Origin of the sequence: Wolbachia endosymbiont (group A) of Sicus ferrugineus (assembly GCF_947251515.1) — a bacterium.
GTDB lineage: Bacteria > Pseudomonadota > Alphaproteobacteria > Rickettsiales > Anaplasmataceae > Wolbachia.
This window is the reverse complement of sequence record NZ_OX366370.1, coordinates 19,185-43,470: the sequence shown is the minus strand read 5'-3', so window position 1 is coordinate 43,470 and position 24,286 is coordinate 19,185. Positions and strand designations below refer to the sequence as shown.

20 protein-coding genes and 4 pseudogenes are annotated in these 24,286 nt (G+C 35.2%); 15 read left to right on the top strand and 9 right to left on the bottom strand.

What is annotated here, in order from left to right; all coding sequences use genetic code 11:
• Positions 1 to 84 precede the first annotated feature (84 nt).
• The 5 genes from OPR24_RS00225 to OPR24_RS00205 all read left to right on the top strand — a co-directional run bounded on the left by OPR24_RS00225 (position 85) and on the right by OPR24_RS00205 (position 8,527).
• Positions 85 to 3,117: a phosphoribosylformylglycinamidine synthase subunit PurL gene (locus tag OPR24_RS00225; RefSeq protein WP_265033302.1), complete on the top strand. Its 3,033-nt coding sequence runs from the start codon at positions 85 to 87 to the stop codon at positions 3,115 to 3,117.
• 206 nt (positions 3,118 to 3,323) lie between these two features.
• Positions 3,324 to 3,836: a hypothetical protein gene (locus OPR24_RS00220; RefSeq protein ID WP_265033300.1), complete on the top strand. Its 513-nt coding sequence runs from the start codon at positions 3,324 to 3,326 to the stop codon at positions 3,834 to 3,836.
• 307 nt (positions 3,837 to 4,143) lie between these two features.
• A complete protein-coding gene (gene uvrA / locus OPR24_RS00215; RefSeq protein WP_265033298.1) occupies positions 4,144 to 6,948 on the top strand; it encodes an excinuclease ABC subunit UvrA in 2,805 nt (934 codons plus the stop codon).
• 54 nt (positions 6,949 to 7,002) lie between these two features.
• On the top strand, positions 7,003 to 7,644 hold the full coding sequence (locus OPR24_RS00210; protein ID WP_265033297.1) for a hypothetical protein: 642 nt from the start codon (positions 7,003 to 7,005) through the stop codon (positions 7,642 to 7,644).
• A gap of 121 nt (positions 7,645 to 7,765) precedes the next feature.
• Positions 7,766 to 8,527: a ComF family protein gene (locus OPR24_RS00205; RefSeq protein ID WP_265033295.1), complete on the top strand. Its 762-nt coding sequence runs from the start codon at positions 7,766 to 7,768 to the stop codon at positions 8,525 to 8,527.
• On the opposite strand, the pseudogene OPR24_RS00200 reads toward OPR24_RS00205, so the two are convergent.
• Positions 8,506 to 9,517: pseudogene (locus tag OPR24_RS00200) on the bottom strand (IS630 family transposase). The gene OPR24_RS00205 and the pseudogene OPR24_RS00200 overlap by 22 nt on opposite strands.
• 82 nt (positions 9,518 to 9,599) lie before the next feature.
• On the opposite strand from OPR24_RS00200, the pseudogene OPR24_RS00195 reads away from it, so the two are divergent.
• A pseudogene (locus tag OPR24_RS00195) lies at positions 9,600 to 10,040 on the top strand (hypothetical protein); the annotation flags it as partial.
• A gap of 53 nt (positions 10,041 to 10,093) precedes the next feature.
• A complete protein-coding gene (locus OPR24_RS00190) occupies positions 10,094 to 10,765 on the top strand; it encodes a VirB8/TrbF family protein (protein WP_265033293.1) in 672 nt (223 codons plus the stop codon).
• A gap of 4 nt (positions 10,766 to 10,769) precedes the next feature.
• Here the strand turns inward: OPR24_RS00190 and OPR24_RS00185 are convergent, their stop codons facing one another.
• The 3 genes from OPR24_RS00185 to proS form a co-directional block, all read right to left on the bottom strand.
• Positions 10,770 to 12,242 (bottom strand): proton-conducting transporter transmembrane domain-containing protein, encoded by a 1,473-nt coding sequence (locus OPR24_RS00185; RefSeq protein WP_406833297.1) that lies wholly within the window; start codon positions 12,240 to 12,242, stop codon positions 10,770 to 10,772.
• Positions 12,243 to 12,503: 261 nt separating this feature from the next.
• Positions 12,504 to 12,875 (bottom strand): holo-[acyl-carrier-protein] synthase, encoded by a 372-nt coding sequence (locus tag OPR24_RS00180; RefSeq protein WP_253309486.1) that lies wholly within the window; start codon positions 12,873 to 12,875, stop codon positions 12,504 to 12,506.
• On the bottom strand, positions 12,872 to 14,140 hold the full coding sequence (gene proS / locus OPR24_RS00175) for a proline--tRNA ligase (RefSeq protein WP_265033289.1): 1,269 nt from the start codon (positions 14,138 to 14,140) through the stop codon (positions 12,872 to 12,874). Before proS ends, OPR24_RS00180 begins: the two co-directional genes overlap by 4 nt.
• Before the next feature lie 576 nt (positions 14,141 to 14,716).
• Here proS and OPR24_RS00170 point away from each other — a divergent pair.
• The 4 genes and pseudogenes from OPR24_RS00170 to OPR24_RS00155 form a co-directional block, all read left to right on the top strand.
• Positions 14,717 to 14,929: a hypothetical protein gene (locus tag OPR24_RS00170; protein WP_265033287.1), complete on the top strand. Its 213-nt coding sequence runs from the start codon at positions 14,717 to 14,719 to the stop codon at positions 14,927 to 14,929.
• Between the two features lie 28 nt (positions 14,930 to 14,957).
• Positions 14,958 to 15,969: pseudogene (locus OPR24_RS00165) on the top strand (IS630 family transposase).
• A gap of 133 nt (positions 15,970 to 16,102) precedes the next feature.
• Positions 16,103 to 16,297, top strand: coding sequence for a TomO hydrophobic C-terminal domain-containing protein (locus OPR24_RS00160; RefSeq protein WP_265033285.1), 195 nt, complete (start codon positions 16,103 to 16,105; stop codon positions 16,295 to 16,297).
• Between the two features lie 85 nt (positions 16,298 to 16,382).
• Positions 16,383 to 16,595 (top strand): annotated as a pseudogene (locus tag OPR24_RS00155) (toprim domain-containing protein); the annotation flags it as partial.
• Positions 16,596 to 16,886: 291 nt separating this feature from the next.
• Here the strand turns inward: OPR24_RS00155 and OPR24_RS00150 are convergent.
• Positions 16,887 to 17,951 carry a 5-(carboxyamino)imidazole ribonucleotide synthase gene (locus OPR24_RS00150; protein ID WP_265033284.1) on the bottom strand — a complete coding sequence of 355 codons (1,065 nt, stop codon included), beginning with the start codon at positions 17,949 to 17,951 and terminating at the stop codon, positions 16,887 to 16,889.
• A gap of 96 nt (positions 17,952 to 18,047) precedes the next feature.
• Between OPR24_RS00150 and apaG the strand changes: the two genes are divergently transcribed.
• The gene (gene apaG / locus OPR24_RS00145; RefSeq protein ID WP_265033283.1) at positions 18,048 to 18,449 is read left to right on the top strand and encodes a Co2+/Mg2+ efflux protein ApaG; all 402 of its coding nucleotides are present in this window, start codon (positions 18,048 to 18,050) and stop codon (positions 18,447 to 18,449) included.
• A gap of 179 nt (positions 18,450 to 18,628) precedes the next feature.
• Complete coding sequence (locus tag OPR24_RS00140; RefSeq protein WP_265033183.1) at positions 18,629 to 19,510, top strand: Rpn family recombination-promoting nuclease/putative transposase; 882 nt, start codon at positions 18,629 to 18,631, stop codon at positions 19,508 to 19,510.
• Between the two features lie 9 nt (positions 19,511 to 19,519).
• On the opposite strand, the gene OPR24_RS00135 is transcribed toward OPR24_RS00140, so the two are convergent.
• The 4 genes from OPR24_RS00135 to OPR24_RS00120 all read right to left on the bottom strand — a co-directional run bounded on the left by OPR24_RS00135 (position 19,520) and on the right by OPR24_RS00120 (position 21,551).
• Complete coding sequence (locus OPR24_RS00135; RefSeq protein ID WP_264735675.1) at positions 19,520 to 19,915, bottom strand: cytochrome c-type biogenesis protein CcmH; 396 nt, start codon at positions 19,913 to 19,915, stop codon at positions 19,520 to 19,522.
• Positions 19,899 to 20,939, bottom strand: coding sequence for a hypothetical protein (locus OPR24_RS00130; RefSeq protein ID WP_265033281.1), 1,041 nt, complete (start codon positions 20,937 to 20,939; stop codon positions 19,899 to 19,901). Before OPR24_RS00130 ends, OPR24_RS00135 begins: the two co-directional genes overlap by 17 nt.
• Positions 20,940 to 20,941: 2 nt before the next feature.
• A complete protein-coding gene (locus tag OPR24_RS00125) occupies positions 20,942 to 21,301 on the bottom strand; it encodes a ferredoxin family 2Fe-2S iron-sulfur cluster binding protein (protein ID WP_064125547.1) in 360 nt (119 codons plus the stop codon).
• 94 nt (positions 21,302 to 21,395) lie between these two features.
• On the bottom strand, positions 21,396 to 21,551 hold the full coding sequence (locus OPR24_RS00120) for a WPE palindromic element domain-containing protein (RefSeq protein ID WP_265033280.1): 156 nt from the start codon (positions 21,549 to 21,551) through the stop codon (positions 21,396 to 21,398).
• Positions 21,552 to 22,205: 654 nt separating this feature from the next.
• Between OPR24_RS00120 and murD the strand changes: the two genes are divergently transcribed.
• Positions 22,206 to 23,612, top strand: a complete 1,407-nt coding sequence (murD, locus tag OPR24_RS00115; protein WP_265033279.1) for a UDP-N-acetylmuramoyl-L-alanine--D-glutamate ligase — start codon at positions 22,206 to 22,208, stop codon at positions 23,610 to 23,612.
• Between the two features lie 7 nt (positions 23,613 to 23,619).
• Complete coding sequence (locus OPR24_RS00110; RefSeq protein ID WP_265033277.1) at positions 23,620 to 24,210, top strand: COQ9 family protein; 591 nt, start codon at positions 23,620 to 23,622, stop codon at positions 24,208 to 24,210.
• Positions 24,211 to 24,286 lie beyond the last annotated feature (76 nt).

The window sequence follows — 24,286 nt, the reverse complement described above, 5'->3', positions numbered from 1 at the left end:
TTTTATTATATAGAAATCACTCAAAATATAAATGTGCTCGCAGTTTCTTATGCTATGATATATTAAAGTCTTTCACAATATTACATGGCAAACATCAGAATAGAAGTTTTAAATAAATGTGAACAAGTTGGCCGCAGAAGGGTAGTTAATGTTTACTTGATTTACATAAGCAAAGAATTACCATCAAAATTACATGAAGAAATTTGTGGGCTATTTTATAATAAAGTCATACAAGACTGCCGTTATTATTCCTACAATGAAAACCTTGAAGAAGTTCAATATAACTTCATAGAACCACAAGCAAAGTGGGGCTTGGAGATAAGCTTTTTACCTGGCATGACCGACAATGTAGGCAACACAGCAAAACAAATTATTACAGAATATTTAATAAGCAAAGGCTATATCGACCAGCCTGTCATCTCAGCCCTCCCTTCTGCCATCCCAGTGCTTGACACTGGGATCCAGAAAGAGAAAACGCAGATTCCAGCGTCACGCGCTGGAATGACACCAATTGAGATCAAAGCAAGAAGTTCAAAATTGATTCTAAGTCAAGGGAATTTGCCAACTGAAGATGATATAAAACAAGAATTCAACCCTATCACTGAATATTGCACACTTATCTGTAAGGAAAATAATAACTATAGCTGGAAATATTATGGTAAATATAAGAAGTTTACTCAGTATCAGTCCGTGAAAAAGGACGCTAAGTCTGTTGACCTCAATTTGAGTGACCAAGAGCTTGAAAAAATCAGCAGAGATGGAATCGATGGTAATGGCACTTTAGGGCTCTCGCTGGCAGCAATGAAAGCTATAAAGGATTACTTTAAAAAACTCGGTAGAAATCCATATGATATTGAACTTGAGTCTCTGGCACAGACTTGGTCTGAACATTGTAAACACAATATTTTTTGCTCCCCTATTGATGAAATAAAAGACGGTCTATATGCTCATTATATTAAGCGTGCAACGCGTGAGATAAATTCTGACATATGCGTGTCAGTTTTCTCCGACAACGCAGGAGGAATAATTTTTGATGACGATTACTTGATTGTAGATAAAGTTGAAACTCACAATAGCCCTTCAGCTCTTGATCCATTTGGTGGATCAATGACCGGAGTGCTTGGAGTTAATCGTGATATAGTGGGTTTCGGGAAAGGCGCGGAGCCTATAATGAATACCTATTACTTTTGCTTTGCCAAAGAAGCAAAAGGCAAATTTTATAGGGACAAGGAGCGTACTGATGAGATTTTACCGCCAAAATATATAATGAAAGAAGTGATTCATGGCGTTAATGTTGCTGGCAACTGCTGCGGTATTCCAACACAACTTGGATCAGTATATTTTGACGATAGATTTTGTGGAAAGCCGCTGGTCTTTGTTGGAAGTGTTGGAACTATTCCGCACAGTATAAATAATGTACCTTCACACATCAAAGGGCCTAAAAACGGCGATAAAATCGTAATTATTGGTGGAAGAGTTGGAAGAGATGGAATTCACGGTGCAACGTTTTCTTCAGAGGCTTTGTCGGGAAACAGCCCTTCAACGATTGTGCAAATTGGCGACCCCATAACACAAAAAAAACTATCCAATGCCGTCATAAAAGCAAGAGAGCTTGGTCTTTATAATGCAATAACGGATAATGGAGCAGGCGGTCTATCATCGTCCATTGGTGAAATGGGAAAAGACGGATTTGAAGTTGATTTGAGCAAGGTTCTCCTTAAAAACGATGGTATGGCTCCGTGGGAAATATGGATATCAGAATCACAAGAGAGAATGACCTTAGCAGTGCCAGAAGAAAATCTTCCTATGTTTAAGCAAATCATGAAAAAACATGATGTGGAGGTTTGTGTGATTGGAGAGTTTAACGAAAGTGGTAAAGCTGTTGTTAAATGTCCTGAAGGGAAAGTAATAATGGATATCGAAACTGAATTTCTGCATGACGGTAATCCCAAAGTGCATTTACAAACAAAGCCATGGTCTAAAGCCCCCTCCCCTTCCATCCAAGTAGCTGACCAGCCAGCGTTACGCGCTGGAAATCCGTTTTTTTTAGAAGTCGAGCTAAAAGAAATGCTGAGCAGACCAAACATTTGCAGCAAAGAGTTCATAGTGGTGCAATATGACCATGAGGTTCAAGGATCGTCAATACTGAAACCACTGCAAGGCAAGGGAAGAGTGTGCAGTGAAGCTGTTGTCTCGAGGCCAGTCCTTTCTTCAAACAAAGGTGTTGTAAAATCGCAGGGATTTGGCTCAAGTTATGGAGAAATTGACACTTATCACATGGCAGCATGTGCGATTGACACTGCAATACGCAACTACGTAGCTGCAGGAGGAAATATAAATCATCTAGCGTTGCTAGACAATTTTTGCTGGTGCGATGCTTATAATCCAGAAAGGCTATGGCAGCTAAAGAGAGCTGCAGAGGCTTGTTACGACTTTGCAACTGCATTTAAAACACCATTCATATCCGGAAAAGATAGTATGTTTAACGACTTTAAGGGATATGACGAAAATGGCGAGAAAGTGATGATATCTGCACCACCTTCATTACTCATTTCAGCAATTGGAGTTATAGAAAATATTGAAAATGCGGTATCGCTTGATGTGAAAATGCCAGGGGACTTGATATATGTGCTTGGTACAACCCACGATGAGCTTGGTAGATCTGAATATCAGTTATATAGTGGAATAGATAATAACAACGTGCCAAAAGTTGATGCAAAGAGCGCTAGGAAGTTGTATGAGCGTTACAACCAGGCAATAAAAGATGGCATAATTGTCTCTGCAATTGCACCAAATTTAGGCGGCTTAATTATTGCTCTGGCAAAATCGCTAATTGCAGGAGACCTTGGTGCTGAAATCGATCTTTCACTAGTACCAATAGGAAAAACACAAAATACAGACATAATAAACAAGATAATAATGTTTTCTGAATCGCAAAGTAGAATTTTGGTTACTATTGCACCACAAAATCAGCAGAGGTTTGAAGCGTTGTTTGAAGATGCGGCTTATTCATGTATTGGCAAAGTAACAGAGAAAAAGGTGCTAAACATAAAGGATGTTTTAAAAGTAAATCTGAAAGATTTGGGAAATAGTTATTATATAGCTAAAGTAACTTAGGTTTACAGACGATTTGATAAACGACAAACTCGTCATCCCGCTGCTTGTTAGCGGCCGCGGCGGTATGACGTAGGAAAATCTTTCTTGGGTAGCTATAGCATGTCAGTTTAAAATGTTTTTTGTTTTCCATTAGGTTAAATAACTCTTTCACTATGTGTAATATTTACTTAAAATAAATGTATGTTATTAAATTTGGGTAGGTAATTATGTCTATTTTACCGACACTCTTATTTATCAGTCTTTCTTTACTCAACACTTCAAATAAATTGATGATATGTGCTGCTTTATTTATAGGAGCTGCTTTAGTTATAAATTCAATGGTTGAATTTTATGGCAAAGAAAAAGCTACGTATAGCTTAATAGTGTGTACAGCGCTATGCTGTATTTTAAAATGGCAAAGTTTTAGTTTGATTATATTGACTTCATATGCTGCAATTTTAGTATCTCTTCTCTCAAGCATAATTGTTTTTGAAAAATTGAAGTCCAAGTTGAATTTTCATATGGCAAATTTCATTACTTTAATTATGGCATCAGTAATTGATAGTGCCGTTGTATGTGTTGGATTACTATACAAATTTTCTGCAGGTAAATGCTTATCAATATATATTAGAGATTTAATTTTTAAGTTTTCTTATGCGTCAGTATTAAGCATCTGCTTGTTTGTAGGAATGTATTTATTTTGCTTGGCGAACAAGAAGTATTTTAAGATTTCCACATAACCTGTTTTCTGATATAGCTAAACTGACTTTGGGTCCTGGGGATGTATTTGGTGGTCCTAATACGTAACAACAGTTTAGAATTTATAGGTAGTAGATTTGCCCTAAGACTCTAACACAAGTTGTACAGCCCTACGCCATACCGCCCGGTATCTCAGCATAGATTCCGCTAACAAGTAGCGGAATGACGATTTATCAAACGCTGCCTAATTTTCCGTAACAGTTGAAAAAATCAATAGAAAATCAACATATCACTGTAAATTCATGTATTTTAAGGCTATAATGGTTAAAATACGTTATATAGTATAATATGGACGATTTTATAAGAGTTAAGGGTGCAAGGGAACATAATCTGCAAGGTATAGATGTCAATATACCGAAAAATAAGCTAGTTGTTATAACTGGGCTAAGTGGTTCTGGTAAATCTAGTCTCGCATTTGATACGATTTATGCAGAAGGCCAACGCCGATACGTTGAAAGCCTATCAGCTTACGCACGTCAATTTCTCAACATTCAGGATAAACCAGATGTTGAGTCGATTACAGGTCTTTCCCCTGCAATATCTATCAACCAGAAATCGATCTCAAAAAATCCAAGGTCAACAGCTGGAACTGTTACCGAAATTTACGATTACTTGCGCTTAGTATATGCACGAATAGGGGTTCCTTATTCACCTGCAACTGGATTACCGATAACAAAGCAAACTGTATCTCAAATTGTAGATACTATAATTGCGTTACCTTTAGAAACTAAAATATATATACTTGCCCCTGTTGTGCGTGGTAGAAAGGGAGAACATCTCAAAGAGATATTGGAAATTAAAAGACAAGGTTACGTAAGGTTCAAAATAGATGGTGAAGTGTACAATGTAGATGACTTGCCTAAACTCGATAAGAACAAGAAACACGACATTTTTGTGGTTGCAGATAGAATATCAATATTGAGCGATATAGGAAATCGACTGCCAAGTAGTATAGAATCCGCACTAAAACTTGGTAATGGTCTAATGTATGTAGAAGTAGTAAACCTACCTGACAACCATAATTCCGAGTATAAAAATGGTCAAATTCTGACTTTTTCAGAGAATTTTGCATGCCCCGAGTCTGGTTTCACTCTTGAGGAAATAGAACCAAGATTATTTTCTTTTAACAGCCCTTACGGTGCATGTGGTTCGTGTAATGGGCTTGGTAAAAAGCTGGCTGTTGATGTAAAGCTGATAGTGCCAGATGAAACTCTTTTAATATCTGAGGGTGCTTTAAAGCCAGTAGGATCAATGTTCCGTCAAGTGCACACAAGTTATGGATTTCTAAAAAGTGCAATTCTATCACTGGCTGAAAATTGTAAATTTAGCCTTGATGTTCCGTGGAAGAACATAGATCAAGAAGTAAAAGATATGATACTCTTTGGCTCTAATAAATTTCAAGGTTTGATCAGTATCTTGGAGAACCAGATGGATTATGATGAAACGCTTGTTGAGCGATACTGCTCTGTTATTCATTGTAAGGAATGTACTGGCTATAGATTGAGAAAAGAAGCACTCACAGTGAAAATTGATAGCAGACATATAGGTGAAATATCAGGGCTCAGCATCGATAAATCCCTTAAGTGGTTTGAAAATTTGCCAGACAAGCTCACAGAACAACAGAAGCAAATCTCAAGTAAAATATTAAATGAAATAATCAAGAGGCTAGCATTTCTAAAGAATGTAGGGTTGAATTACCTAACGCTCGATAGAGAATCTAGCACTCTCTCTGGCGGTGAGAGTCAGAGGATCAGACTTGCTTCGCAAATTGGCTCTGGTTTAACAGGAGTGCTGTATGTGCTTGATGAACCCTCGATAGGCCTTCATCAATGCGATAATGATCGGTTAATTGCTACACTGAAAGACTTGAGAGACATGGGTAACACTGTAATCGTTGTTGAGCATGATGAAGATACAATAATGGCTGCTGATTATGCGATTGATATTGGTCCTGGAGCTGGCGTAAATGGTGGAAAAGTTGTTGCAGAAGGAACACCAGACCAGGTGCAAAGAAATTCAGGGAGCATAACAGGGCAATATTTGAGTGGAGAGAAAAAAATTTTAATTCCAAGGAGAAGAAAGAAAGCAACTCAGTTCATAAAAGTAATAAATGCATGTGAAAATAACTTAAAAAATGTGAACGTTAAATTTCCTATAGGGAATCTTATTTGTGTTACTGGAATATCAGGAGGGGGAAAATCAAGTTTAGTCATAAAAACGTTATATAAATATTCAGCACATAAGATACATCATTCGTCTGCACGGTATGGTCGGTGTGATAGAATAGAAGGCCTTGAATATATAGATAAAGTTATAGAAGTTGATCAGTCGCCAATTGGTAGAACTCCTGCGTCAAATCCAGCAACATATGTCGGTATGTTTACTCATATAAGAAATTGGTTTGCAGGTCTTTCGGAGTCAAAAGCAAGGGGATATAATATAGGCCGGTTTTCATTTAATACCAGAGGGGGAAGGTGTGAGGCTTGTAAAGGTGATGGGCACTTAAAGATAGAGATGCATTTTCTACCGGACGTTTATGTGAAGTGTGAGCAGTGTAAAGGGCGAAGGTATAATAGTGAAACATTGGAAGTTACTTATAAAGGAAAATCAATCTCTGATGTGCTTGATATGACGATAGATCAGGCTTGTGATTTTTTTGAAAACCTTCCAATGGTAAAAGAAAAGTTGGTTTCTTTGCAGGAAGTGGGTCTTGGCTATATAAAACTCGGACAGTCGTCAACAACGTTGTCTGGGGGTGAAGCACAACGAATAAAGCTGTCCAAAGAGCTATCAAAACGATTTACCGGAAGAACATTGTATATTCTTGATGAGCCAACAACTGGATTACACTTTGAAGATATAAATAACTTACTAAAAATACTCCATAGATTAGTCGATCTGGGAAACACTGTTATAGTTATCGAGCACAATTTGCATGTTATAAAAACTGCAGATTATATAATAGACATCGGACCAGAGGGCGGAATAAAAGGCGGAGAAGTGATTGCTACTGGAACTCCAGAAGAAGTGGCAAAAATTCCAGAAAGTGTTACAGGCAGGTATCTTAAAACATATTTATTAAATCAAGCATAAACTATTTCTTAATTATATTAGGCTAGGTTGCATATTTATGATTTGGAGATAAGAATGTCAGTATATCGATACTTTAGAAGGTACGTTGAATATGGAGTTGTACCTGCTAAGAGAGCAGAAGATTGCACACTAGTTCCAGAAAATAGTTTCTATAAGTCTGTACATTATGTTAATAATATATTAGGACCTGTAAAAGATGTAATTTGTGGAGTTGAGAGTAAGAACGGTTATAATGATCAATATATAAAAAATTGTGAGTATGTAGGTTACAGAGCAGAGGAAGTGTTTCCACTTTGTGAACGGGGTGCTTTTCTAGCAGCTAGCATAATATTGCAACCTTCATTTTTGATGGTGGCATATTTGTCATACTTTCCAGCCAAGTTATTGTCAAAAATAACAGGGGACTATTGTTTAAAAGCAAGTACAAAATCATTAGTTGATCATTCAAATGCATTTTTAAGTGCTGGGCAAGATTGTGCTAGTGCAGTAGCTGAAGTATTTAACAAGATTGTAAGTTATGCTTGCGCTGCTATCATTTGGGCTGCCGCGTCAATGATAACGCCACTTGTGTGGGCTTGCAACAAAGTGCAAAGTAAGTTAAGTGAAATACAGGAGCCAGAAAAACATCAGCTTTTATCTAATCGGAGTGATTCGGAGACTACTTTAGTCAATGGTATACCGCAAACTGATTTATAAGTTCTGCTTTTTCAGCAGTGGCTCAGTTTGAATTACATTGAGATGAAATAAAAAGTGAAAGAGTGTAAGCACAAGTTACTTTAGCTATACTATATAAATTTTATAATATATTTAATGAATTGTGAACCTTCTCTTACTAAAAAAAGCTACAAATCTTATATTTCCGAACGTATGCGTAAGTTGCGAATATATCATTGATGAAAATCTTAATCTGTGTAGTGAATGCAACAAAAAAATCAATTTTCTAACTAAGCATTACTGCAATGTTTGTGGCGTAGTAATCTCAGACAATATTCATACGTGTGGTAAGTGCATCATCAATCCTCCACCGTTTAAAGTATTAAGATCAGTTTTTGCTTATGATCAACATAGTAAAAACATGATTATAAATTTCAAATTTTTTGATAATTTGAATTACGTAAAAATCTATGCAAAGTGGATACACCAAGCTAATCAGGATACGTTTCAGAACGCAGAGGTCATAATTCCTATACCGTTACATAAAATGCGCTTGTTTAAACGTAAATATAATCAAGCAGCATTGCTTGCAAAAGAGTTGAGTAAGTTGTCCAATTTATCCTATACACCATTTGCAATAAAACGTCTTCGTCATACTGCGCCTCAAGCTGGTCTTTCACTTAAACAGCGTGAAAAAAACTTAAAGAAGGCTTTTAAAACAAGCAACAAAGAAATTATCAAAAATAAAATCGTGATATTAGTTGATGATGTGGTAACAACCGGAGCAACTGTAAGATCTTGCTCTCAAGAAATTTTAAACTCCGGTGCAAGAGAAGTGAGAGTGCTATCACTTGCAAGAACGGTGAATGATTGGACCTCTTGCATAAAAAATTATACCAATTCTCATTGTTGGTCAGTCAAATAGGAGAAATTGCAGAGTTGTTTAATTGTGGAGCTGGCAAGAGAAGTAATAAATTTGCACAAAGCACCCTAAAGCAGAGCAATTGTATCGTATATTTTATTGCGCAAAATGTTCTGTTTTATGTATAACCAAAGCCTCTCAACAGGATTGAGTTCAGGTGAATATGGAGGTAGGTATATAATCTCAATATTTTTAGCTACCTTTAAATTTTTTGACTTATGCCAACTAGCACAGTCCATAACAAGAACAGCTTCTCTTGTCCCTAGATATTGCGACATTTGCTCAAGAAATACATTCATGCAATCAGTGTTAACATTTAGTGCAAATAAGCTAAAACTCTCTCCATTTTTAGGATTAACTGCACTGTAGAGATAAAAATTATGCCTACCTAATTTTATTTTAACCCGAGTCCTAGTGCCTTTTTTAAACCATCCATGCCCAACTTTCGAATGTGTGCCAAACCTTGATTCATCAAAGAAAAATAGCTCTTTTTCTGGATACTTGCCAATAACTTCATTGAGATTTTTTTTTGAATTCCTCTTGTTTACTTTTATCTTGTACGTTGTGTACTGGTCTTGGTGTAATATATGAAAATTTCATCTTTTGCATATGGCGGTGTACTGTAGATTTGCTGATATTTAATCCGAACTTTTCCTGGATTCTTATTCTCATTTCTTTAATGGTAATATTAGGATTTTCTTCTATACATGCTTCAATTTGCTGTAGTTGAGCCTGATTTAATTTAGTTTTTCTACGGCGTGATGGAGGAGCAAACAGTTTTTCTTCTCTGCCAAATTTCAAGAGTTTTATCCACGAAGTTAGTGCGCTTCTTGAAATTCAATATATTTTTGCTACAGCCGTTATACTATGCTTTTTTGCCGCAATTACAGCATTTAGTTTTTTTGAAACATATACATTGTTCCTTACTTTCTTCAGCATTTCTTTTGCTGATTCTACTACTTTTTCATCCAATAATTTTGATCTTAATGCCATTTATACCTCGCTACTTCACTTACTTTAGTATGGCTTTTTTTCCATTATTGTCTATCCGTTCTTTGTATAGTGGGAATTGGTATTAGGTAATGAGTTTTTTGAATATAAAAAGTATGATCCACAATATTCTGGTATTTCAGATGAATATAAATTTGTGGATTTTGGTAGTATAAAAAAGACTCATAATCTAGAATTTAAGGAATATGTTGGTCATGCACCTAAATTTTTTGCTGCAGAAGGGCCTATTGAGCCTGGATCCCAAAACCATGTAATTGATCTATTTAGGCTAGTCAAAAGTGGTAAAGTGGGAACCTTCGCTGATGAATTTGGTTATTTTGATCATCAAAATAACCTACATTATTATAATTATCACAAAAGTGCTGAAAGTAATATTTACAATCCTGAAAATTTCAGTGTAAAAATGATAAATGTAGATGTGAGCAAAGTCGATAAATTCTACCTTATTGCGGAACAAGGTGATATAATCATTCATCCTATTTTGGAAAATTTAGACATATTTTAAAGTTTTTTTCAGAGTATCTAATCTTATTGTTATTATAATTGGGTTATTGTGTTATGGAAGATAAATTGCTTGAATCAGTAAAAAACAAAAGTTATTTCAGTAAAGCAGTCGAATGGTACTGCCATAGATATCTGTTTTGTGCAGCAGAAAGATCTTGGATGGCATTAATAGTGTCACTTCTCCTAGTATGCTTATGTTTATTATTACTGAATATATACCTGTTATTTCCTGTTAAAAAAGATTTAAATTTTGTGAAGTATATGAACCACGCAGAAGATGAGTTCTCTGCAATGCATAAGCTTAGTTTCAGTAAAAAGGAAGATGAATACACTTCCACAGCGAGGTACTTAATAAGTAAATATATTGAAATATATGAGTCCATTAATATCGTTGAACCGAAGTACCAAGAAAATTTTGTAAGAAACAATTCTATACATAAAATCTATCAAGGCTTTCAGGAAAAAACGAACAATGAAGCTGTTAGTTTACCTTCATCCAAAAGAAAAACTGCCAACATAAATGTAATAACATTATCTATTGATCGATCGACCAAGGACTTAGTTACATTTGCTGGAAATGCTACTGTAGTTTTTACAACCGAGCAAAATAAGGAGGTGAAAGATCATACTGTGGAGATTAGCTTCACTTTGTCGAGTATAAAAGCAACTCTGGCTGGTATAATACCATTTAAATTTATTGTTAATGGTTATAAATACAGATTTTAAAATATTACTTGGTAGCTAAAAAAATAACTAAAGTGCATGTAGCAGTAATAACTGGAGGTAAAACTAGAAGAATTGGCGTTTTTTTAATAAAGTAATTCTGAGAAGGTTTTAAGAAAAAGGCATTGTAAATTATCGGTAAAAAGTACAGAGCGTTAAGTATAGTACTAACAATTAACACTAGAGTTACAAACACAGAAAGTATTACATTGCCAGAGTTGAAAACAGCTTGAAAAATGAGAAATTTACCCCAAAAAGTCGGAGCAGGCGGCACCCCTATCATAGACAATGCACCTATAGCAAATGCTGTCATGCTAATTGGCATACTGCGTCCTATACCGTGAATCTTATCTATATATTTCTCACCTGTTTTCGTTATTATTGCTCCGGCAATGAAAAACAAAGTGATTTTTGCAAATGCGTGGCAAACTAATTGAAAAATTGCAACCCTCATGCTGAGCTCACTAAAAATTGAAGCAAATAATATAATATACGACAATTGAGAGATGGTAGAGTAAGCAAGCAATTTCTTTAATTCTTTTTGCTTTAATGCAATCAATGATGCAGTAATAATAGTAAATCCAGCAGCGTACGGAAGCCACCCTCCAGCGAACCAATTTTGCTGCACAAAACGTTGCATGTTATCGACGCCGAAAGTGTATAATATAACTTTTATGATGATGAAAACTCCGGATTTCACAACAGCAACAGCATGTAATAGTGCACTCACAGGAGTTGGTGCAACCATTGCTTTTGGTAACCAAAAATGCATTGGCATTAATGCAGCTTTTCCTATTCCATAAATCAGCATAGCAAAACACACTGCAATGAAAGTGATGAGTGAAGTATCAAATTTGAATATTCCACCACTTACAAAGTCTAAAGTATGAAATTCATTATATAAAAGGCCTATTGCAGGAAAAAATAATACTAAAGAAGAGAAAAATAGCACGCCAAAGTAATAGCGCCCTGCAATCATTGATTCATTTGTTGAGTTGTAAGTAACCAGAGGGTATGTACTAATAGTTAGAAGCTCATAAAAAACAAATGTAGTGAGCAAATCTCCAGAAAAAGCAATAAACATTGCACAGCTAATCGATATTGAAAAAAAGCATAGAAAACTTGAGTGATTGCTATCAGCATAGTTATTCTGCATATAACATATTGCATATATACTGGTTAGTATCCATAAAAACGATATTAATAAACTGAATATTACTCCGGTAGACTCTAGCTTTAAACTAATGTGCAAATTATTACCAAAATCCATGAGAATAAATTGAGAATGATCACCATATACCCAATATAAAGTGCACAGACACGTATACGTAAACAGAAGTACAGAAGAAATGACAGTAATACTATTGTTCACTCCGGGCCATTTACCAGTAAAAAAGATAACAAAAGCACTTAAAAGCGGAATCAACGCAGTAATTAATAAGTAATTCTCAGTGATTAAAAATGGTAAGGAAAGATACATTAAGATATAGTCCATTAAATTTTCTGTTTAGGTAAAGCTAAAATTATACTCAAATCATAGAAAAACCGCCATGTTTTTTGGCAAACTAGTTGTTTGTGTATGCTATAGCTAACACGTCATACCACCGCGGTATCTCGGCATAGATTCCGCTAACTAGTAGCGGAATGATGAATTTGTTGTTTTTCAAATTGTCGGTAAACCTAAGTCAGTTTAGCTATATAGATAGCATAAAGTCAACTGCATAAATTGAAACAATATCTGCTAGACGCAAATTATAACAAATGCAGTAGCGTAATCTCCATCGTCACTCAGAGAAAGATGAATCTTGTAGTCCTTTGAGATGAAATCCTTTCTGACAGCAATATATGGTTTTCCTCTTACATCGCTGTATATTTCTATATCTTTCATTATAATGCCCTGGCTAAATCCAGTACCTCGTGCTTTAACAAAAGCTTCTTTTGCTGCAAAGCGTTTGGCAAAATACCTTGCTCGCATTTCTTGACTATTATACTTTCTACTTAGCTCTATTTCTTTTTCAGTGTAGATTCTATTGAGAAATTTTTCCCCGTATTTTTGTAATATTCTCAATACTCTTGGTATATATACTATGTCAGTGCCGATACCGCGTATCATTTTGTGCTAAAGCGATTTATTGCTTCCTCAATCTGCATTTCTTTTACCTCTCCAGTTGCTCTATTTTTTACTTCAACTATATTTTCATCTATTGCCTTTTTTCCAACAATTATTTGCCACGGCAAGCCTATCAGATCCATTCTAGAAAATTTTACTCCTATACTTCCTTCCGTATCATCATAAAGCACTTCATCACTTTTCAAAGCTTTGTATATTTTATCTGCAGCCTCCGTTACTTTCGTTTGTAAATTGATTAAACCAATTCTGAAAGGAGCTACCGCTTCTGGCCAGATAATTCCCTTATCATCATGAAAAGCTTCTATTATTGCACCGACAAGCCTTGAAACCCCAATGCCATACGAACCCATATGCATGTTGACATTTTTTCCATCTTGAGAAGTAACACTTGCCTTCATAGGCTTTGAGTATTTGTCGCCAAAATAAAAAATATGCCCTATTTCAATACCTTTACTAACATTTAACTGCTCTTGCGGCACAAGGCAAGTTTTAGGGTCGTGCATATCATCTGCAACTGCATATATATTCTTCAAACTTTCAACATCTTCACTTTCCAGTAGTTCAGAAAATTTATTGTCATAATATAAAGTGCTCTCACCAGTGTTTGCCAATATATGAAACTCGTGGCTCAAATTTCCTCCAATTGGCCCAGTGTCCGCTCTCACTCCAATTGGAGTAAGTCCCATGCGTTTGAAGATTTTTATGTAAGTTTTGTACATCAAATTATATGAATTCAGTGCACCTTCGTAATCTACATCAAAACTATACGCATCCTTCATCAAAAATTCCCTACCTCTCATAACGCCATAACGTGGTCTTACCTCATCACGGAATTTCCACTGGATATGATACAAACAAAGTGGCAAATCTTTGTAACTTTTTACCACATCTCTAATTAGATCAGTTGCTACCTCCTCATGCGTTGGACCGAAAAGCATATCTTCCTCATGCCTATCCCTTATACGTAGCATTTCCTTACCGTAATCATCGTAACGTCCCGATTCTCGCCAAAGATTTGCTGGTTGCACACAAGGCATTAATGCTTCAATTGCACCAGATTTATCCATTTCATCTCTGATAATATCTTCAATATTCTTAAGCACGCGCAGACCAAGAGGCAACCACGTATAGATGCCAGATGCTATCTGCTTTATTAAACCTGCACGTAAAGAATATTGATGGGAGATAATTTTAGCATGGGTAGGCTTTTCCTTTAGAGTTGGTAGGTAATATTTGGATAAACGCATATAATAGACCTGATTGTATTAAGTAATCTTAATACAATCAGACCTGTAGGTAAACTTATTTTGAAAAAGAAGGGAAGTGTGTGGTACTTCCCTTGATAATTTTATAGCTACCGTGGTCTTGGTACAACATTTTCATCCCGCTAACACGTAGCGGGATGACAGCAGTCCTACGTCATGCTGCCGCGGTATCTCTTAGCATAGATCCCGCTAACAAGCAGCGGGATGACGATTGTCAGGGTGTCATCCCAGTGCCCAGACACTGGGATCCAGGAAACTTAACTCTACACCAAGTAAATGTACAATAAGAACTAGATTCCAGTGTCAAGCACTGGAATGACAAGTTCTCGGCAACCCCTACATCATACCGCCGCGGTATCTCTTAGCCGCTAACACGTAGCGGGATGACGAGGTTATCGTCATACCACCGCGAACCGTCATAGGGACTCCGCCAACAATATTGGAAGAAATCTGAAACTTGAGAAAACTATTTCCCGAAAGCTTCTACAAAAAGAACAGAGAGTTGAATTTATTTATAGAGCTAGTGATCAAATAACCATATGTCTCGATGAATAACATATGGGAGAGCTAATGGGCAACAAGAAATTAATAGTTTGTATTCGTTGTAGTTATGAAGTGAATAGATTAGCAGAATTGTATCTATTAGATGCATATGAGAAATTAGTGTTAAGTAAACCAATAAAAGTGAGCAAAAAGGAAGAAAACTCTGAATGTAATACCAATTCCCATTACAAGGCAAACAGATGGACAATGATGGAAGAAAAGCCATAATGAAGCAAGTAAAATAGTTGAGGTATAAATGGCATTAAGATCAAAATTATTAGATGAAAAAGTAGTAGAATCAGCAAAAGAAATGCTGAAGAAAGTAAGGAACAATGTATATGTTTCAAAAAAACTAAATGCTGTAATTGCGGCAAAAAAGCATAGTATAACGGCTGTAGCAAAAATATATTGAATTTCAAGAAGCGCACTAACTTCGTGGATAAAACTCTTGAAATTTGGCAGAGAAGAAAAACTGTTTGCTCCTCTATCACGCCGTAGAAAAACTAAATTAAATCAGGCTCAACTACAGCAAATTGAAGCATGTATAGAAGAAAATCCTAATATTACCATTAAAGAAATGAGAATAAGAATCCAGGAAAAGTTCGGATTAAATATCAGCAAATCTACAGTACACCGCCATATGCAAAAGATGAAATTTTCATATATTACACCAAGACCAGTACACAACGTACAAGATAAAAGTAAACAAGAGGAATTCAAAAAAAAATCTCAATGAAGTTATTGGCAAGTATCCAGAAAAAGAGCTATTTTTCTTTGATGAATCAAGGTTTGGCACACATTCGAAAGTTGGGCATGGATGGTTTAAAAAAGGCACTAGGACTCGGGTTAAAATAAAATTAGGTAGGCATAATTTTTATCTCTACAGTGCAGTTAATCCTAAAAATGGAGAGAGTTTTAGCTTATTTGCACTAAATGTTAACACTGATTGCATGAATGTATTTCTTGAGCAAATGTCGCAATATCTAGGGACAAGAGAAGCTGTTCTTGTTATGGACTGTGCTAGTTGGCATAAGTCAAAAAATTTAAAGGTAGCTAAAAATATTGAGATTATATACCTACCTCCATATTCACCTGAACTCAATCCTGTTGAGAGGCTTTGGTTATACATAAAACAGAACATTTTGCGCAATAAAATATACGATACAATTGCTCTGCTTTAGGGTGCTTTGTGCAAATTTATTACTTCTCTTGCCAGCTCCACAATTAAACAACTCTGCAATTTCTCCTATTTGACTGACCAACAATGAGAATTGGTATAAAATACTAGTTTCGGATCAAGAAAATGACATCCAGAACAATAATCAACAACCAAGTAACCCAAGTGATGCTGCTCCACGAAGTGAAAAGAGAAATAAAGTACTTGTTGTAGCTGCTTCTGCATTGGCAATAGCTGGAGTGATTTCTGGAATAGCTATTGCAGTTCACCTAGAAATGTTAGCGGTAGGGATAGCAGTTGGAGCAATTTGTTGTCTGGTTGCTGCTGCAATCATATATTGTTGTAATCAGCCTTCAAAGTCACTTGAAAATAGCAAGGTCCAAAGATTTTCTGAAAACGTTCCACAACCCAGTTTGTAAAATCAGAAGGGCCAATTAAAATATTTTTTTACATTTCATTGCATATTCCTCAACATATTATCTTTAAGTAGTAATAATTAACAATATGGCATTATTAATAGTTGAATCGCCGGCGAAGGCAAAGACGATAGGTAAATATTTGAGTAAAGAGTTCAAAGTAGCTGCATCCTTTGGACATGTGAGGGATCTTCCAGCAAAAAACGGCTCTGTTGATCCAGATAATGATTTTGCCATAAAGTATGAGATTATTGAGAAAGCAGAAAAATATGTAAAAGAGCTGACAAAGCAAGCGAGTAAAACATCACCTTGCAACAGATCCATCCCAGTGTCTGGGCACTGGGATGACATCTTTTTTCTTGACTCTTATATCTCAATGTTCGTACAAACACAAAGGCAGTGCTTGACACTGGGATGACGAGAAAGGGGCTACTCAGATGACAACAAAGGGGCTACTTGAATGACATCCTTCCTGGTGTGCTCAAATAACAATGTTCGTACAAATACGTGCTAGAGTGACACCGTTTACTATGTAACATCTCATCATATCACAATGTTCGTACAGTTGTGGCGGAATGACGTAGAAAAACTATTAACTTAAATCTATATTGACATGTCCCATTTTACGCTTATCTCTAACCTCTTTTTTCCCATATATGGTTAAACTAGCTTTTTCGTTGCTCAAATACTTATGAGAATCATATGTATCATTACCTATTATATTTTTCGTCATACAAGGAAAGCGTAATACTACTTCCTGCATAGGTAGCCCGCATATTATCTTAACCAGCTGTTCAAATTGACTAACGTTACATGCATCCAAGCTCCAGTGGCAAGAATTGTGAGGTCTTGGAGCTAGTTCATTAACTAACAATTCGTTATCTTTAGTAACAAAAAATTCAATAGCCAGAATTCCTATTACATCGAGCGCATTTGCTATTTTCTTTGCAGCTCGTTGTACCTCTTGAGTTAATTTGCTATCTATTTTAGCTGGCACTGTTGAAGTATCAAGTATTCCATCAACGTGGTAATTTTCTGCTATAGGAAAAAAAGCTACTTTACCGTTTTTATCTCTTGCAATGACTATTGAAACCTCTTTCAGTAAATCAACACTTGCTTCAAGCATGTACTCTGTATTCCAATCAAAGGAAGCAAATTGCTTCACTTCAGAATCATTCTCAAGCACATATTGCCCTTTTCCATCGTAACCCATTTCTGTTGTTTTCAGCCTTGTTGGATAGCCAAAAGCTCTACTGCTTTCTAATAGCTCATTATAATTTTGTATACTTTTGTATTCAGCAGTTTTTATACTCAAGCTTCTAATGAAATCTTTCTCTCTAAGCCTATTTTGCGCAATGTGTAACGCTTTTTTACCCGGATAAAAATTTACATCGATATCAATTGCACTACATGGAATATTTTCAGACTCAATAGTGACCAAATCCACACTCTGTGCAAAAGATTCAAGCGCTTTCTTATCAGAGAAATCTGCTATTGTGAAATCATCAGCAACAGAGCAAGCCGGATCGTCCTTAGCACTGGCAAAAACATGTGTTTTTTGTCCAAGTTTTGTTGCAGCGATAGCAATCATTTTACCTAATTGTCCACCACCTATTATTCCTATTACTTTTTTGCTAAGCGCATCTGGTTCGTTCATACTATAAATTGATATTTCCTAATTAAAGTATACTTGAAAAATCTATGAAAAAAGTATATAATTAAAATACTATCTTTTTATCATGAATATTCTATAATGATAGAGTACACACTAACTACCAACTTTGTTGAAGTTACAGTTTTACCAATTTATATTGAAGAGCAATCCATTCCTTATGAAAATTGCTATGTATGGATGTATAACGTTAAGATAAAAAACAAAAGTCAATCAACTATTCAATTATTAAGTCGTCATTGGCAAATAATAGATTATAAGGGAAAAATAAATGAAATTGCCGGAGTTGGTGTTATCGGAGAACAACCTGTGATAAAATCTGGAGAGGTATTTAAATACACAAGTGGAACATACTTAAATGCACCGTCAGGAATAATGCAGGGTAAGTATGAATTTCTGAATGAAGAAAGCATAAAAATTTTTGAGGTTATGATACCACCCTTTTCTTTGGATAGTCCATACGTCAAAACTAGACCCCATTAACTATCAAAATAGTTTATTTGTAACCGTTCACTGTTAGACTGCATTCTGTGAAAAACAAGATCTTTCATTTGAGCTTTCTTCAATTTAAAGTAAATACAGAAACTAGCTATCTTCAAAAATATAGTTGAATAATTGTTAATAATAGTGTATAATTATTAATATTTTCAAGCATTTTTGCCATGGCTCTTTCAAAATTTCTCGATCCTCGCAATGATTTGTGTTTCAAAAAAATCTTTGGAACGGAAAAAAATAAGAATATCCTGATCCACTTTTTGAACGATATTTTAGGGTTTACTGAGATAAATGCAATACAAGAAGTTGAGTTTCTTAGCACTATTATGGATCCTGAGATTGCTTCTGATAAACAGAGTATTGTTGATGTCCTCTGTAAGGATTCTCACGGAAATAGATATATAGCAGAAATGCAGCTCGCTAGAGACAAGGGCTTTGAAAAACGCGCTCAATTATATGCCGCTAAAGCCTACTCAAGACAATTAGATAAATCTGGCAACTACATTGATTTAAAGAAAGTCTTCTTTATTGCTATATCAAATTGTAACTTACTTCCTGAAGAAGTTGATTATATCTCTACTCATAATATACGTGATATAAAAACCAACGGACATTACTTAAAAGATTTTCAATTTATCTTTATAGAATTGCCCAAATTTTCAAAAAGTAAAGTAGAGCAGTTAGAAAGTATAGTAGAAAGGTGGTGTTTCTTTTTTAAATACGCAGAAGAAACAACAGAAGAGGACTTAAAAGAGATAGCAGAAAAAGCGCCAATAATAAAGCTAGCATATGATGAATTAGACAAGTTTCGTTGGAACGAAAAAGATTTAGTAGCTTACGAAGAAAGAATAATGGATCTACGGAAAGAAGAAGCCATTCTTGAATACAGACTTGATCTTGCTGAAGAGAAAGGTATACAAAAAGGTATAGAGAAAGGAAAAATTGAAGTCGCAAAAGCAATGCTGGCTAATAATGTTGATGTTAACACTATTGTCAAGTTTACAGGCCTTTCTATTAGTGAGATTGAAGAATTAAGTGGAAATCTGTGAACGGTTACATTACATAAAAGGTTTAAATATACTGGACATACTGATATACTTTCGTATTAAAAAACACCCAATAAGCAGAGTTGTGAGTGGAATAAACCACAAAATGTAAGTGCTAGGTGGGGTAGTTATAATTGAATTGCCGTAAGAATTTTTTAACTCTGAGATTATCTCTTCATCTGTGTATCCATCATTGATTTTTTTACGAATTGCTTCTCGCATATCATACGCAATCTGAGATCCAGATTCAGACAATGATTCGCCAGAACATATTGGACACCTTATTATTTCAAATAAACTGGTTGCTCGTTTTTCCATGCTTTTATCTCTGAGTTTATTATCCAGAGTAAAAGCGTTTACGCCTGAGTGAAATATCAATATGAAAAGTAAACTAACTACTGCTCTCATCCTTGGTTAATTGGGTTATTTTACTGAGTTGGTTCATAAAATCAGTGGTGGATAACTTTCCAATAAAGCTTGACCCTACATCATCATCGTACTTTATTGAAAATTGAACGCTGTCATCAGTTGTTTTTTCTGATAAGGAAGACATTAATTTTTCAAACGCATCTGAAGTTTTTGAGTCACCAATCATAAACGAGATTAATTCTTTATAATTTGATATAGCCACGTTGATTTTGTCTTTAAATGAAGACGTAACCAAATTATAATTTTGCATTCCACCATCTGCAGCAAGAGAAAAATTATTACTTTGAATTAAAAATTTCTCTATGTTGAAATTAACTCTGGAAGCTGAGATGTGGTTTACAAATTCGTAATCAAATTTAGTGTCGATACTAAGGTAACTTTTAGGACTTGCAGTATTTTTATACCGATAAGTATAAAAATCAAATCCTAGTTTAGTATTTCCACTTGGTTCTTTATCGAGGTGAAATTGAATGTAATTGCTTTTATCATTCACTTCAGTTATAACACTTTGCTGATTTTCTGAAACATCACATTTTAATCCATAATCTGCGTAACGAAGTGTATCTATATAGTCTATCACGGTACTATTTCTGTTGAATCGCAATGAAGATGGTAAATCATTTAGTCTAACAACAAAGTGGCTGCTATCGTTTGTGTGGCATTTTATATTCTTTTTCTCATCACCATGAACAACAATGTTGACTTCATTGCTTGGTATGTAGATATATACTGATTTATCAAACAATCTATTTTTTATCAATAAAGCATCAGATGAGATGGTTAATTGCTTATTGGAAAATTTTGGGTTTGTCACACGGAAAATTAGGTTAGAAGGAAGTCCACTGAAATCATGTGAAATATCAAACTTTTCGTCGTTAATGTATAGTATTGCTTCAGCTAAAAGATTTTTTACCTTACATGCAGAAAAATACCAAAAACCACTATACGCTACAGGAATAAACAAAAGTAAAGAGATGATAATATAGATAAAAATCTTACGCATAGCTAATTATTCCCCTGTTTATCCAATGATATATTTCTTGTACCCCTTGGTATGGTTACACACAAACCGTCTATATCTTTTGTGATTTTTATTTGGCACCCAAGTCTTGATGTCTCTGTTAAGCCGAAGGCTAGATCTAACATATCGTTTTCCTCATCAGATATGGGATTATGCGTTTCTACAGCATCATAAAATTCTGGATCAACAATCACGTGGCATGTAGAACAAGCAAGAGAGCCTTCACATGCACCTTCAAGCAGATCTGGATCACTTCTGTGGGCTAAATTAAGCAGAGTTTCTCCCTCTGCAGCTTCATAGCTTTTCTTACTCCCATCAGGTAAAACAAAAGTAACAGATGGCATATTATTCCTATTAAAATCCTTACTAATTTCTCTGTATTCTACAGGTAATAACTAATATTTGCAAACTCTTTGCAATTCCAGTGCCTATTTTTTGTCATCCAAGTAGATCCTCTTCTTTCATCCAAGTAGCTGACACTGGTTTCCATCCAAGAGGGCAGTGCCCTCTTCTTGTCATCCTAGTAGCCCCTCTTCTGTCATCCCAGTGCGTGACACTGGGATCTAGTTTTCCATAAATGGTGCATTTTAACATAACTTTTATACTTAATAAAATTCCTAGATCCCAGTGTCAGCTACTCGGATGACAAAAAAAGGAGCACTGGGATGACATCATCCTTTTTTTTGGATTCCAGCATCAAGCGCTGACCTCTCTTGGGCTCTTTTAGCTATAAACATTAAGAAATTTACCAAACGAAAAAAAAGACAAAAGAAGCCCTGGTCATTGTCTATTTTCAGTATTGGCGTTTTTTTATGTTTTAAACGTTTAATAACCGCGACTCAGCTGCTTTTTAATGCAACTAACCTTTAGTCATAAATGTTTAAGAAATTTACTAAGCAGAAAAAAATGCAAAAGAAATCCCGTGTTAGCTAGTTGTCACTCTCTAATCCTGCAAATTGGCGTACTATACTGTCTTAAACAACTTATAAGCGCGTTTCAGCTTATATAGGTAAAAACCAAGAAATGTTGTGAAGACATAAGGTGCACATAGTGCAAAAAATTAAAAATAAGACGCCAACTACGTTGTTTTCTTGCTGTTTAATCTGCACAGATGAAGATAACTGAATACCTTCAGTTTCATGTTAAGGGGGCTGGCGGAGTTTGTCAAGGAAGTTTTTTCGTTTCTACTGAATGACAGTTGTGACCTATGCAAGAAGTCTGTTGTAGTTTGTACGATATCTTTATAAAATGGTTCGCATAAGTTATCTAGCAGTGCAACTAAACAAATACAAAAATCAAAACGTCGCGGTTTTTGGTCTTGGTAAAACTGGTTTATCCGCCATTAACGCTCTAGTAAAGAATGGTGCAAGAATATATGCATGGGATGATCATGAAGAGCAAATAGCAAATGCAAAAATGATGTATAAAAAATGTAATTTTATTCATCCCAAGGAATACAATTGGCATGAGATCAGTGCATTGGTTTTAAGCCCTGGAGTGCCAACAGAGCCACATTGGATAGTAAAACTTGCAAGGAGATTTGATTGCAAAATAAAATCAGACATTGAGCTATTTCTTGAAGCTAAAACTACAAACCAGAAGGTAATAGGCATCACAGGAACAAATGGTAAATCAACCACTACATCACTAATAGGGCACATATTAAAATCTGCAGGGAAAAAAGTGGCTATTGGCGGAAATTTAGGTGTTCCTGTTTTGGATCTAGAAAGAGATGCAGAAATTTATGTAATTGAATTTTCCTCTTTTCAACTGGAGCTGATGAATAAAATTAACGTGGACATTTCAGCACTGCTCAATATTACACCAGATCACATAGATAGGCATGGAAGTATGGAGAACTACATAGCAACTAAATTAAAACTGATAAACGGTAGTGAGGTTGCCGTAATAGGATGTGACAATGAGATTACTGCTGACATATTCAACAAATTCACTGGAAACAAAATTCCAATCTCAGCTTCGATGTCATCCTCTTTGTCATTCCAGCCACTTCTTTTGTCATCCCAGTGCTTGGCTACTCGGATCCAGAAGATCTCGTTAAAACTAGAGAATCATAGCTTATCAGTAAGCGACGTGAAAATAAACCTAATATCCAATGCAGAAAACATAGCAGCCGCATATGCCGTATGTAAGCTGCTTAAAATAGATAGCAACACTATTATCAATGGAATCAAGTCCTTTTCAGGACTGAGGCATAGGAATGAACTGCTTGGCAAAATAAGAAATGTGTTTTTCGTGAACGATAGCAAAGCAACTAATGCCAAGTCGAGCGAAAAGGCGATCTTATCTTATGAAAACATAAATTGGATCGTTGGTGGAAGAAGCAAAAAAGGTGGAATAGAATCATTAAGCAAGCATTTCACAAGGATTAGAAAAGCTTTTCTTATTGGGGAATCAACCGAAGCCTTTGCAAACACTATGGAGAATAAAGTAGATTTCGTAAAATGTTGCAATTTGAAAAACGCACTTAAACTTGCTTTTGAAGAGGCCATAAATAGCGAAGAAGAAGTAACAATATTACTTTCTCCCGCGTGTGCTTCTTTTGATCAATGGAAAAATTTCGAGGAACGTGGTGAAGCATTTTGTAGAATGTTTGAAAATCTCAGGTACAATCACACATGCTGTTTAGTATAATGCTACTGTGGAACAAAAGTTAATAATAGATAAGCTAATTAGGGTTATTCCATTTGAAGGGATAAGCGATGAAACCCTATTAAAGGTGTGTACTGACCTTAATCTAGCTAATAGCTTTTGCAAATTTCAGAATGGAATATATAGTGCTTTGGAGCACATAGCAGAAAACTTAAATAGCTCAATGGAGGCTGAACTAAGAAATTCTAATTTAGAGGTTATGAGGGTACGAGAACGAATAAAGTTAGCTATTCAAATACGCCTTTCAAACTACGCTAAGCTACCGAATTATAGAGAACTTTTAAAAAATGTTTTATTATTCTCTGTATCACCAAAAAATACATATTTTTCTAGTAAACTTTTATACAGAACTATTAGCGCGATTTGGTATGGCATTCATGATCAATCAACAGATTTTAACTACTATACAAAAAGAGCAATATTAGCTGGAGTGTACTTAAGTACGATACTTTTTTTTATCAATGATTATTCAGAAGATTTTGCGGATACTTTATCGTTTCTTGATAACCGTATCAACAATGTCATGACATTTCAAAAATTCAAAACTCGCTTAAAAGGAATCATAGGAAATTTCTTATAAGCTTTTCATCATACTGGTTATTCATATTTATATTCTCTTGTTTTTTTTGATCTTTATGTTAAAATAGCTTAATATT

Excerpts from the sequence above, each read along its gene's own strand:
- OPR24_RS00130 (WP_265033281.1), bottom strand. The coding sequence starts at position 20,939 with ATGCGTAAGATTTTTATCTATATTATCATCTCTTTACTTTTGTTTATT.
- OPR24_RS00135 (WP_264735675.1), bottom strand. The coding sequence starts at position 19,915 with ATGAGAGCAGTAGTTAGTTTACTTTTCATATTGATATTTCACTCAGGC.
- OPR24_RS00225 (WP_265033302.1), top strand. The coding sequence starts at position 85 with ATGGCAAACATCAGAATAGAAGTTTTAAATAAATGTGAACAAGTTGGC.
- apaG (WP_265033283.1), top strand. The coding sequence starts at position 18,048 with ATGATAGAGTACACACTAACTACCAACTTTGTTGAAGTTACAGTTTTA.
- OPR24_RS00180 (WP_253309486.1), bottom strand. The coding sequence starts at position 12,875 with ATGATACGCGGTATCGGCACTGACATAGTATATATACCAAGAGTATTG.
- OPR24_RS00220 (WP_265033300.1), top strand. The coding sequence starts at position 3,324 with ATGTCTATTTTACCGACACTCTTATTTATCAGTCTTTCTTTACTCAAC.
- uvrA (WP_265033298.1), top strand. The coding sequence starts at position 4,144 with ATGGACGATTTTATAAGAGTTAAGGGTGCAAGGGAACATAATCTGCAA.
- OPR24_RS00120 (WP_265033280.1), bottom strand. The coding sequence starts at position 21,551 with ATGTTAAAATGCACCATTTATGGAAAACTAGATCCCAGTGTCACGCAC.
- OPR24_RS00150 (WP_265033284.1), bottom strand. The coding sequence starts at position 17,951 with ATGAACGAACCAGATGCGCTTAGCAAAAAAGTAATAGGAATAATAGGT.
- OPR24_RS00170 (WP_265033287.1), top strand. The coding sequence starts at position 14,717 with ATGGGAGAGCTAATGGGCAACAAGAAATTAATAGTTTGTATTCGTTGT.
- proS (WP_265033289.1), bottom strand. The coding sequence starts at position 14,140 with ATGCGTTTATCCAAATATTACCTACCAACTCTAAAGGAAAAGCCTACC.
- OPR24_RS00190 (WP_265033293.1), top strand. The coding sequence starts at position 10,094 with ATGGAAGATAAATTGCTTGAATCAGTAAAAAACAAAAGTTATTTCAGT.
- OPR24_RS00210 (WP_265033297.1), top strand. The coding sequence starts at position 7,003 with ATGTCAGTATATCGATACTTTAGAAGGTACGTTGAATATGGAGTTGTA.
- OPR24_RS00140 (WP_265033183.1), top strand. The coding sequence starts at position 18,629 with ATGGCTCTTTCAAAATTTCTCGATCCTCGCAATGATTTGTGTTTCAAA.
- murD (WP_265033279.1), top strand. The coding sequence starts at position 22,206 with ATGGTTCGCATAAGTTATCTAGCAGTGCAACTAAACAAATACAAAAAT.
- OPR24_RS00185 (WP_406833297.1), bottom strand. The coding sequence starts at position 12,242 with ATGTATCTTTCCTTACCATTTTTAATCACTGAGAATTACTTATTAATT.
- OPR24_RS00125 (WP_064125547.1), bottom strand. The coding sequence starts at position 21,301 with ATGCCATCTGTTACTTTTGTTTTACCTGATGGGAGTAAGAAAAGCTAT.